Raw genomic sequence first — 11,377 nt, 5'->3', positions numbered from 1 at the left:
AGATGTGTATAAGAGACAGCATTAACACGGTGCATTTATGGTCGTTCCAGATTTTCAGTAACTCTTCCTGCAACTCCTCTTTGGTAATTGCATCCAACGCCCCGAAAGGTTCGTCTAAAATCATCACCTTGGGACGAATTGCCAAAGCACGGGCGATCGAAACCCGCTGTTTCATCCCCCCAGATAGTTGCGGTGGCTTCTTATCTGCGGCTTCCGCGAGTCCAACCATTGCCAAATGTTCCCGCACGATCGCCCGCTTTTCTGCTTCTGGCTTGTTGGGATGTACGGCATTCACTGCCAAATAGACATTTTCAAACGCAGTCCGCCAAGGGAGCAAGGCATAGTTTTGAAACACCACCATCCGGTCTGGTCCTGGTTTAGTCACGGGATTACCATCAACTAAAACATCTCCTGAAGTGGGATGAGCAAAACCCGAAACCATATTTAACAGCGTACTCTTACCGCAACCGGAGTGACCGATCACGCAAATAAACTCCCCTTCATAGACACTGAGATTCACCCCATCAAGGACGGTGAAGGGACCGTTTTTGGTGGGATAGACTTTACAAACGTCCTTAATCTGTACGAAAGCCTGACGATTAGACTGCACAGTTGAAAGTGGCTTGCCTAAACGATTTCTGGCAATGTCTGTATAAGCAAAAGCGTTGTTCATTATGGTAATTGGTAGTTGGTAGTTGGTAGTTGGTAGTTGGTAATTGGTAGTTGGTAGTTGGTAGTTGCTGAGAGGCAAGTTCTTCTCTACTTACGACTGACAACTTACGACTTACGACTTTACCCATTACCCATTAACAATTCAGCTAGGCTGCTCTGCGGATTGGTGCGTCGAGAATCACTTCGGCTACGGAGAAGTCACGTTTGATTGCTAGACTGTTGAGATAGCCGAGTGGGTCGTCGGCATTAAATACAGTCCCGTCGAAGAGTTTGAGCGGCTGGCGGGTGTAGCTGACATCTAAGCCGAGTTCTCTAGCAGCTGTACTGAAGACTCCGACACGGCAGATCCGTTCGATAATTTCTACCCAATTTCTGGGGAAGGGAGTGTGACCCCAACGCGCTAGTTGAGTCACGATCCAAGTTTGCTCCGTGCGACTGGGGCGATTGATTGCAGCTTCAGAAAAGAATTGGTGGTGAGCATACTCCCGCATTGGACTACTCAGATCGCAACTGCTGCTATCGGGGTCTAGCAACTGAATATAATCGACGCTGGTGCTGACATATTCCCGCCGTGCCAAAATTTGACGAATTTCTTCAGCATTTTCTGGCAAAGAGCAATAGTAGCAAGCTTCTAAAAGTGCTTTGACTAAAGCGATATGAGTATTTGGATACGCTGCTGCCCATTCTTCCCGCACGCCGAGAACTTTTCCTGGGTGTCCCAGCCAAATTTCTAAATCGGTAGCAGCGGTAAAGCCAATTCCTTCTTCAGCAGCACGGTAGTTCCAAGGTTCGCCAACGCAGAATCCATCAATACTACCAGCTTTGAGGTCGGCAACCATTTGGGCTGGGGGAATGGTGTGAACGTCAACATCTAAATCAGGGTCGATACCACCTGCGGCTAGCCAGTAGCGCAAGAGGACGCTGTGCATTGAGGAAGGATGTACGACCCCCATCGTATGCCGCTGGTCGCGGGTACGCAGCAAGTGCTGTTTGAAGTCGGTGAGGTTATAAACTCCTTGGTCGTAAAAGCGTTTTGATAAGGTGATGGCGTTGCCGTTACGAGTCATGGTTAAAGAAGTAACCGTGGGTATCGGTTTATTCTCATGACCACCCAAAGTCAACCACATTGGCATCCCTGAAGGCATTTGGGCAGCATCGATGTAGCCGCCTGCAATTCCATCGACAATCCCGCGCCAGCTGGTTTCCCGTACTAGGGTGACTTCATCTAAGCCATGCTTGGCAAAGAAACCTTTTTCTTGAGCGATCGCCAGTGGTGCGCAAGCGGTTAAGGGAACGAAGCCGATTTCCAAATTGACTTTTTCTAACCCGTGACGGGCAACAGCTGTTTTCTTCCGCGCCCGAATTTGCTTAACTCGTTTTTGCTGATTTAAAAAGTAGATCATTTCGCTGCGCAGACTGTAGTAGCTGGGATGTTCTACAACCTGCATCCGCTTGCGGGGTCTGGGGATATCTACTTCTAAAATGCCGCCAATTTTCGATTCGGGTCCGTTGGTTAACATGACGATGCGATCGCTCAGCAATACAGCTTCATCTACGTCGTGCGTCACCATTACCGCTGTGACTTGGTTCTCTTCGCAGATTTGCATCAGCTGTTCTTGCAAATTACCCCGCGTCAGTGCATCCAACGCCCCAAATGGTTCGTCCAGTAACAGCAACTTCGGACGCAGCGCTAAAGCACGGGCGATCGCCACCCGTTGTTTTTGTCCCCCCGATAGCATTCCTGGTGGCTTATCGGCATGGGGACGCAAACCTACCATATCGATGTGCTTTTCGACAATGGCGCGGCGTTCTCCCGCAGGTGCGCCCTTCATTACAGCATCTACAGCCAGGGCGATGTTTTCCCGTACCGTCCGCCAAGGCAGAAGCGAGTAGTTCTGAAACACCACCATTCGGTCTGGTCCTGGCTTGGTAATTCTTTGTCCTTCCAGAGTGACAATTCCCTCACTAGGCAGGTCTAATCCTGCAATCATGTTGAGTAGCGTCGATTTACCGCAGCCAGAGTGACCGATCAGCGATACAAACTCACCCTTTTTAATCTGAAGGTCAATGCCTTTGAGGGCAATGTATTGTCCCCCACCGACGAGATTGAAAACCTTATCTATTTGGTCAACAGCAACGAATACAGACATGGCTATTTGGTAATTGGTAGTTGGTAGTTGGTAGTTGGTAAGGACGGAGTGCGGGGAGATTTTGATTTTTGACTTTTGCCTTTTGACTTCTCCCTTGTCTCCCTTGTCCTCCTTGTCTCCCTTGTCTTATTTTTGTTCTGCTGGCAAGATCAGCGTTTGTATCCAAGCCATGAGTTTGTCGAGTAACAGACCAACTATACCGATGTAGATTAGGGCGAGGATAACTTCACTGACGTTGTTGTTTTGATAAGCTTCCCAGATGAAGAAACCGATGCCGACAATACCGGACATGACGATTTCAGCAGCGATAATTGCCAACCAAGCTAGACCGATCGCAATCCGCAGACCTGTGAAAATGTAGGGTAGTGCCGCAGGGATGAGGATGTTGAAGAAGTATTCTTTTTTAGTTAATTGCAGTACTTTGGCAACGTTGTTGTAATCGCTGGGAATTTCTTTGACTCCTACTGCCGTGTTGATCAAAATGGGCCAAATTGCCGTGATGAAGATAACGAATAAGGCAGCGGGTTCGTTTTGTCTGAGGGCAGCTAGAGAGATGGGAACCCAAGCTAGAGGTGGTACTGTTCTGAGTAATTGGAAGAGTGGATCTAGTGCTTTGGACATCACTTTCGACGTACCAATTAAGATTCCTAAGCCGATTCCTACAATTGCCGCTAATGTGTAACTAATTGCTACCCGTTGCAAGCTCGCCCAGATCTGCCAAAATAAACCTTTATCCGTGCCACCTCGGTCGTAGAAGGGCCAGAAAATTAATATCCAAGTGTCTTGAATAACTTTTATAGGTCCAGGTAATGTGGCTCCTGGTGTGAGAGAAAAAAGTTGCCAAATTGCTAAAAAGATCGCGATCGCGATAAATGGTGGTAAAAAGTCAGGCAGTCTTTTTTGCAAGCCTGCTAAAAAGCTATTATCTGTGCTAGCCCGTCTTCTAGGAGAATATGTAGTCATCGATCGTCTGTTCCTCAGATTTACATGGATAGTTAGTAATTGCTAATTCCGAATTCCGTAGCTTGCTTCCCCGAAGGGGTATTCCGAATTCCGAATTCTAGACGTTAGGCTTTTTTGATCTTCAAACTCTTTAAGTAGGCAGCGGGATTTTCGGGATCGAATTTGACTCCATCGAAAAATGTTTCTACGCCACGGGAGGTGCTGGTGGGAATATCGGCAGCTGCAACGCCTAATTCTTTGGCTGCTTCTTTCCACAAGTCTTCGCGGTTGACTTTATCAATCAATGCTTTAGCTTTTGTCAGGCTGTCTGGTGGTAAAAAGCCCCAGCGGACGCTTTCTGTTAAGAACCAAAGGTCGTGACTCTTGTAGGGATAGGAAACGCTACCTCTAGGATCTTTCCAGTAAAGTACGGCTTTGTTGCGATCGTCAACTGTCCGACCTTCGCCCATGTCGTATTTACCTGCAAATGGTCCGGCAAGAATTTCGGCTGGCAAGTTGAAGTAGTTCCGTCCGCCGAGGATTTTGGCGGCTTCTTCACGGTTGTCGAAGTTATCTAACCACTGTTGCGCTTCCATGATGCCTTTGAGTAGCGCCTTGGTTGCTTTGGGATGTTTATCAACCCACTCTGCCCGTAATGCTAAGTATTCTTCTGGGTGAAACTCCCACATGTCTGCGGTTAGCATTGCCAAGAAACCGATTTTATCTTTGACAATGCGGTAGGGCCAGGGGTCGCCCGTACTGAAAGCATCCATCGTGCCTGTTTTCATGTTGGCAACAGTTTGGGCGGCTGGTACGGGAATTAATTTGACATCAGCATCGGGATTGACACCGCCAGCAGCTAGCCAATAGCGAATCCAAAAATCTTGGTTGACTTGAGCAAATGTATAGGCAGCAGTGAAGGGAGTGTTAGCTGATTTGAGTTGACCGAATAAGTTTTTGCCACCTTTGGCTAGTTCTAGTTCTATTCCTTTTCCTCGGTGTTTCTCAGCGATCGCAATGCCATTTCCTTGCGTGTTTAATTGCGCTAACACATACATTGGAATCGGCTTGTTGCCTTTGGTGATCCGCCCTTCTGTAATGAGATGTGGCATCGGCATTTGATATTGACCGCCATCAACACCACCACCAGCCGCACCAATTTCTGTATTGTCTCGCATCGAACCCCAAGAGGCTTGTTTGGAAACATCTACATCGGTCATGCCGTACTTCGCAAAAAAGCCTTTTTCTTTAGCAATAATTATGGGTGCTGCTTCAACAATAGGGATATATCCTAACTTGACTCTTGTTGTTTCTGGTGCTTGTTCGGGACTAACATTCACTGCTGCAACTTGTTGCGTTTGAGTACCAGTCACGGAATCTGGTGGATTCCCCAAACAACCTTTCAGAAACACCGAACCAACCGCAGAAGCACCAGCAGTTATGATAAATTTCCGGCGAGAAAACTCCGTCATACAACCTTCCTCAAGCACATTCAATGGTTTATATCAAGGCAAATCCATGCAATGAAACTGTTGAGTTTCTTGCATATAAAATGCATGGTTCGATCTAAAATACTGGTTTGGCTCAGCGAAATAGGTGATCGTAGCTGTGAAGTTGCAAAGTTGAAATTTCACAACTGAGCTACATGCAAATCGAGTCTTTAAGAGACAACGAACACCAAAATTAATGTTGTTTTAATAAGCTTACAGCTTTTAGTGCAAAATTTGTTAACTTTTAACGAGTGACAGTTAAATAAATCTAATATCGCTTTGATAAGCAAAAGTTTATGGTTTTTCAATTGTCTATTGAACTATCTATAGTTAACATTGGTTCCCTCTGAACAATCGCGGCGATCGCCTATTGATTCCTATAGCAGTGCAAGTTGTTTATCGTAACTATCAATCGATCCCAAGGTATTTTTGCTTGTCGATAATCAATCGAGATTTGCTGAGTATAATTGCTGGTATTAGATTTTTAAATTCCTTAAACTTTTAGCAATCTACAATTTACGCTTTGTACTAAATCGAACATTAATTCACATTTAAAGTTAAGTTTTACAACTATGTATATGGTGATTCAGAACAAAATGACATTTATTCGTCAGACCTGACTTGAAAATCTATTTTCAAGTCAGATCTACTACTTCAATCGCCGCCGAGAATCTCTACCGTACCCTCTTGACCGTCGAGCCGCACCTGTTGACCGTCGCGCAATAAATGAGTTGCGTCGCGCACATCCATCACCGCAGGAATGCCATACTCTCGCGCTACGATCGCCCCATGAGATAATCTTCCTCCGACTTCGGCGATCAATCCTCCAGCCCTAGCGATCGCGGCTACCCAACCGGAATCGGTATAAGGTACGACTAGAATTGTTTTTTTATCGATCTCTGGCAGCATTTGCCAATCGTGCAACACGACAATCGTTCCCGTGACTTGACCGGAACTAGCAGGAATTCCTTTTAAGAGGGAGTTGGGAGTTTGTAGGGGCGCACTGCTGTGCGCGCGTACAAGAGTCGGGGGAGAATTACCGTAGATTAAAGCGGGTATGGGATTGAGTTGGCTGTCTCGATCGAATTGCGATCGCCTCGCTTCGACTAATTGTGTTAATTGAGATATAAACTCCACATCTTCAGCAACAACTCGTTGCACTTCAGGAAATTCTAAAAAGAAAATATCGCCAGGTTGAGATAATTGTCCTAACTGCAAAGATATCTCCTCTAGTCGCACGAAACACCAGCGTAATTCTGCTAATAAGCGGCTGTATACCTGCGTAACTCTTCCTTTAAGATCTATGCGTTGCTGAACTCTCGTTGTACTACGTTGCATTTCTAAGCGATCGCTTCTAAAACTGCCTTCCTCCACGCTCAACATCTGCATAAACAATTCTCGTACTACCTGCGGTTCCTCCTTCCAAGTGGGAACCGCAATATCTGTGCCTACCTGACTCAAATAGCCGTAGCGATCGAGCAATCGCTCGAACTGCTGCAAAATTTCTCTCCCGGGCGCAGTATCTTCCAACTGCTCAAATGCTCGTTCTGGAGATAATTGCGGCGCTATTTTTCGAGCTTTTTTTGCCAAAGCTGCAATTTCGCGCAATGCGGCTACTTCTGGCGTTTGGCTGTTGTCGATTTTGTCATCCCGAACTCGAAATACTGCTTGTCGTAACGCAGCGCTTAAGGGAGCCAAAATGCTGTAATAAGTTGCCCGTTTGAGGAGTGATAAAATTCCTTCTATCCGTTCTAGCAATTCTCTGGTCGAAAGTTCTTGCGGCGATCGCTGCTCTAATTTTGCCAAACCAGGACGAAAATACTGCCGCTCGTCTTGTTGAAAATCTCGGACTAAACTCAATTCACGCCCCAGCAACCGCAGCAACCCAGGTACATTTTTTAACGTAGAACTTAAAGGCGGTTTGCTAAACTTAGCTCCCCTGGTCAAAAACTCCAGACTTTCCGCAGGTAAGCCCATCAATCGAAAAATCGATCCTAACAACGACGCATTGAAATAGGCGCGGGAATAATGCAGCGTTGCCGTTTCGTTAAAGTCTAACCCTTGGGAACGATCGCCCAAAACAATTGTAAAAATCTCCCCCCACACGCCACAAGTTAGCGGACGGTTGATCGACCAAGTTAACGGGCGAATTGCCCCAGGAATCACTTCAGCTGCAATCTTGCGCGTCCAAATTGGCAGAAGAGTTGTAATCGGACGCGATTGCAGCAGCCACAATTGGCTCCCGTCGTAACTCCACTCAATATCTTGGGGGATACCGTGGTATCGATCTTCGATTTTGCGGGCGAGAAGGGCAACTTGTTTAATCAGTTCTAGCGGTACGTCTCCTTCACCTTCCATTTGTAGAGACGTGACATGTATAGACGTTACATCTAATGTTTCTACATCTGCGATCGCCACCCGATATTGTTCTGGAGTCAATCGTCCCGAAACCACCTGTTGTGCTTCACCGGGCAAAGCTTCGATCGCAACAGCATCTCCTTGCTGGGTGATTGGGTCGCGGCTAAAAGCTACGCCAGAAAAAACTCCCTGAACTTGCTTTTGAATCAACACAGCCATTGCTGCATCGATTTGCCCCCTAGCACGACGATACTCTACTGCATTTGGCAAGTCATAAGAAGCTTGAGTACGGGCGATCGCCTGCCTTAACATAGAGCGACTGGTAACTTGCAGTACGGTTTCATACTGTCCCGCCGCCGCCGCTTGTTCCGAGTCTTCTCCAATTGCTGAGGAACGGACGACTAGCGGTTGGGTAGCTGAAGGTTGCAAAGCTTGAATTAGAGGTTCTGGATCGTCTCCTGGCACGACTACCCAACCCATCGGTACGGGATAACCCCAGCTTTTCAGTTGAGATAAAGTAGCTGCCTTATCGCCGACTTTTTGAGGATCGAGTCGGTCGTCGAGAGAAACAATTGCCTTATCACCACGAAAAAAACGAAACATTTTTTCAGATCCGGCTTGTCCTGCGGTTGGAGATAAATCTAGATCGTCGGGAATCTTTTTGTAAATCCAGCCAATTAATATTGCTAAGGCGATCGCGGCGACAATTCTACCAAAATCATTTAAGTGTAACAGTGCCGTAATTGTGGGAAAGAGAAATAATACGCCAAATCTTCCCAGCTCTTTTTCCCGCAACAGAGTAAAACTAATCCCTCCAATTAAAAATACCAACAGCGCGACTCGCCAATCATGGACGACATAACCCCAAACGACATTTGTGGTTCCCGCCCCTTTCCCAACCCAGTAGCGACCCATGACCAAGGCAATTAGGGCAATTAATTCCCACGCTGGTTGAGTTGGGAAAAAAGCCCGTGCTAGCAGAACTGCGGCAATACCTTTCAATGCCTCCGATAGCACCGCTAAAATGCCCGCTAACTTACCACCATGATAAAAAGCGGCTGAGACACTGATATTACCAGTTCCCATCCGCTCCAGTCGTCTCCCAGTCAGGGTACGAGTTATCCAAGCAATTAACGGTAGTCCGCCCAAACAGGGGCAGAGAATGAAAATCGCAAGTACACCCCAAACTTGCTGCATATTAGTCATCGATCGCTAATGAGTGGTTAGTGGTTAGTGGCTTGTGGCTAGATTCTTATTTTGGTCTAACCACTAGTCACTAGTCACTAGCCACTGATAACTAATAACTAAACAGCATAAGCTACTCGTAGCGCCCAAAATATTAAGGCGGCGATCGCTCCTAACAGTAGTACGGTAGATACAATCACTACCTTGGGACTATCCGCCCCATCGAACTTCATAATTCCTCGGTTCAAGTCGGACATACTTGATGTAAATCCTCCTGTGTTCAAAAGACTAAAATCTCCGTATTCGATTTTAGTCTTTCTTTTTCAATTTGGCTTGGCGATCGGGTAGGAGAATGTCTCTCGGTCTGATTGTTATAGCCTTTCAAAGCCTGAAATAATTAGTATTACCGCTGTGGGAAATTGAAATTTAGCTCTACTTTCTCCCGTCTAATTGGTATATCTACAGTATTTGCATCTGCAATCTTGATGGTTATTTCATCACCGACTTCGAGATTGAGATCGAGCCATCTGAGAAATTCTCGACTACCTTCTGCAATATTCAACATCCCACCCACATACAATCTCAAATCTTCAGCATCTAACTCTTCAGGGTTTGCAACTGGAGCGTCTGCTTGACGCTGCCTCCAGTTTAAAATTGCTGTAAGAACGCTTAAATCTCTCAAACCTGCTGTACAGAGCTTTTCTCCGTTTAGATATACTTCAAAAGCGATCATTATTTTTAGTTTTTCAAGATATTTAAATACAATACCGTTTAGTTATGTATAATTATAGATTGGGTTAAACAAGCGCTCAACCCAAGAAAGTTCTGAAAAAGTCAGGTTTTAATTCTTAAATGCGACTTACTTGAAGCTAAATGACCCGTTCGGCGTAGTGGCTCCCCATCCTACGGCACAGCTTCAGGTTATTGACTATATCTAAGAGTGTTATTGATTTAAGATATTTAAGCTAGAGCGATCGCCATAAATTTACAGAGCGATCGCCATAGATTTATATTTCATAGCAATTCTCGATTGCGTGCGTGACACTTGTAGGGGCGCACAGATGTGCGCCCCTACAGATCGCGTATTTTACCCACTCGAAAACCGCTATCAGTCAGGGCGATCGCAATATCTTCATACATAAAGTAAAAGCACGCGGCTGCGTGCTTTTACCAAAAAACGTGCTATTTAAACTTGCTCGCTAAACGGCAACAATCGGATACTCGTACTCCCGTTCTGGTAGCTTCCAAGCATGACCGTCTACAGCCATTTGCTCGATTAAACTTGCCAAGCGCAAAGCTTTCAATGCTTGTTCTCCTCCTACAGAGGGCTGGCTACCACCACGCACGCAGCTAACAAAATGTTCTAATTCGGCACAAAGTTTATCGGCGTTACTCGTATAAACTTTTTCAATCAAGCCATCTTGACGGTAAAGCACCTGACCGTGTTCTGTCATACAGTTAGCAGTGGTTTGACGGTGGATCAGAATTTCATTGTTCAGAAAATCTGCCTCAGTCAATGAATTTTTACAATGGGCAGCAATGCGACGAATTTTGCGGTGAGTCACTTTACTAGCTGTCAGCGTTGCTACGATTCCATTGGCAAAACCTAGAGTTGCCGTGACGTAATCTAAATATCCTGAATCAGAACCACAGCTGCCACTGGCAGTTAGCTTCACTACTGGCGCGTCAGCCAATTCTAACAATAGGTCAATGTCATGAATCATTAAATCTAAGACGACCGAGACATCGTTGGCTCTTTGAGCAGCGGGACTCATGCGACGAGCCTCGATTGCCATCAATTGCTCCGTCTTTAAAACTTTGCTTAATTCTTGAAATGCTGGGCTGAAGCGTTCAATGTGACCGACTTGAAGGATTCTTTGAGCTTGGGCAGCTGTATTGACTAGAGATTCTGCTTCAGAAATACTAGCAGCGATCGGCTTTTCAATCAGGACGTGAACCCCTTCTTTTAGGCAGGTCATCCCAACAGCATAATGGGCGCGAGTGGGGACAGCTACGCAAACTGCCTCGACATGAGGCAGTAAATCTCGATAGTCTTCAAAAAAACGCACTCTGTACTTACTAGCAATATCGAGTCCTCGCTCGACATTGATATCTGCTATACCCACCAGTTCCACGTCCTTGAGCAAACTTAGGACGCGGGCGTGATGTTGCCCCATATTGCCCACTCCAACCACGCCAATCTTAATTGCTTCAGGTTGGTTGCGCTGCATCTGCGGGACTACTTGCCCCTTAGACATGGTATTTTGCACTCAGTCTTCTCCTCCACCACCAAAATTTATCGTCGCTACTGCACTGCTTCTGTAATCTACATTCCAGTTATTAAGGTTTCATCTCTCAACTGTTAGAATTCAGCCAGATGATACCATAATTCTTGTCTTTGTGTAGAATCTCAAAGATTGTTAGATTTTTTTTGAGATTGTCTTGATTTTGTTACGGTTATACCTTTTTTAATTGTGATTTTACCGATGTCTCTGCGATAGCGGTATTGTGTCACTTTTTTTCCCGTCCATTATTTTGAAGGGAGCAGGGAGCAGGGAGCAGGGGGACAAGGGGGACAAG

General features: G+C 45.9%; 9 protein-coding genes. All 9 read right to left on the bottom strand.

Annotated features, from left to right (window positions below):
* A partial coding sequence (locus tag C7Y66_RS28160) for a nitrate ABC transporter ATP-binding protein (protein WP_199197693.1) occupies positions 1-673 on the bottom strand: 673 nt, incomplete at its 3' end.
* A 145-nt stretch (positions 674-818) separates the two neighbouring features.
* The gene (locus tag C7Y66_RS28155) at positions 819-2,822 is read right to left on the bottom strand and encodes a nitrate ABC transporter ATP-binding protein (protein ID WP_106548099.1); all 2,004 of its coding nucleotides are present in this window, start codon (positions 2,820-2,822) and stop codon (positions 819-821) included.
* Positions 2,800-2,988, bottom strand: coding sequence for a hypothetical protein (locus C7Y66_RS30710; RefSeq protein WP_146149900.1), 189 nt, complete (start codon positions 2,986-2,988; stop codon positions 2,800-2,802). Before C7Y66_RS30710 ends, C7Y66_RS28155 begins: the two co-directional genes overlap by 23 nt.
* Positions 2,949-3,785, bottom strand: coding sequence for a nitrate ABC transporter permease (gene ntrB, locus C7Y66_RS28150; RefSeq protein WP_106548098.1), 837 nt, complete (start codon positions 3,783-3,785; stop codon positions 2,949-2,951). Before ntrB ends, C7Y66_RS30710 begins: the two co-directional genes overlap by 40 nt.
* A gap of 104 nt (positions 3,786-3,889) precedes the next feature.
* The gene (locus C7Y66_RS28145; protein ID WP_106548097.1) at positions 3,890-5,236 is read right to left on the bottom strand and encodes a CmpA/NrtA family ABC transporter substrate-binding protein; all 1,347 of its coding nucleotides are present in this window, start codon (positions 5,234-5,236) and stop codon (positions 3,890-3,892) included.
* 672 nt (positions 5,237-5,908) lie between these two features.
* On the bottom strand, positions 5,909-8,809 hold the full coding sequence (locus tag C7Y66_RS28140; protein WP_106548096.1) for a glycerol-3-phosphate acyltransferase: 2,901 nt from the start codon (positions 8,807-8,809) through the stop codon (positions 5,909-5,911).
* A 107-nt stretch (positions 8,810-8,916) separates the two neighbouring features.
* Positions 8,917-9,054 (bottom strand): hypothetical protein, encoded by a 138-nt coding sequence (locus C7Y66_RS32155; RefSeq protein WP_181245358.1) that lies wholly within the window; start codon positions 9,052-9,054, stop codon positions 8,917-8,919.
* Between the two features lie 146 nt (positions 9,055-9,200).
* Entirely contained in the window at positions 9,201-9,530 is a 330-nt protein-coding gene (locus C7Y66_RS28135; protein ID WP_106548095.1) for a hypothetical protein, read from the bottom strand.
* Positions 9,531-9,996: 466 nt separating this feature from the next.
* Positions 9,997-11,055 carry a Gfo/Idh/MocA family protein gene (locus tag C7Y66_RS28130; RefSeq protein ID WP_039713297.1) on the bottom strand — a complete coding sequence of 353 codons (1,059 nt, stop codon included), beginning with the start codon at positions 11,053-11,055 and terminating at the stop codon, positions 9,997-9,999.
* Between the last annotated feature and the right edge of the window lie 322 nt (positions 11,056-11,377).

It is taken from the genome of Chroococcidiopsis sp. CCALA 051 (genome assembly GCF_003015105.1).
Classification (GTDB): domain Bacteria; phylum Cyanobacteriota; class Cyanobacteriia; order Cyanobacteriales; family Chroococcidiopsidaceae; genus Chroococcidiopsis; species Chroococcidiopsis thermalis.
The sequence above is the reverse complement of the archived record's forward strand: the minus strand, read 5'-3'. Positions and strand labels throughout refer to the sequence as shown.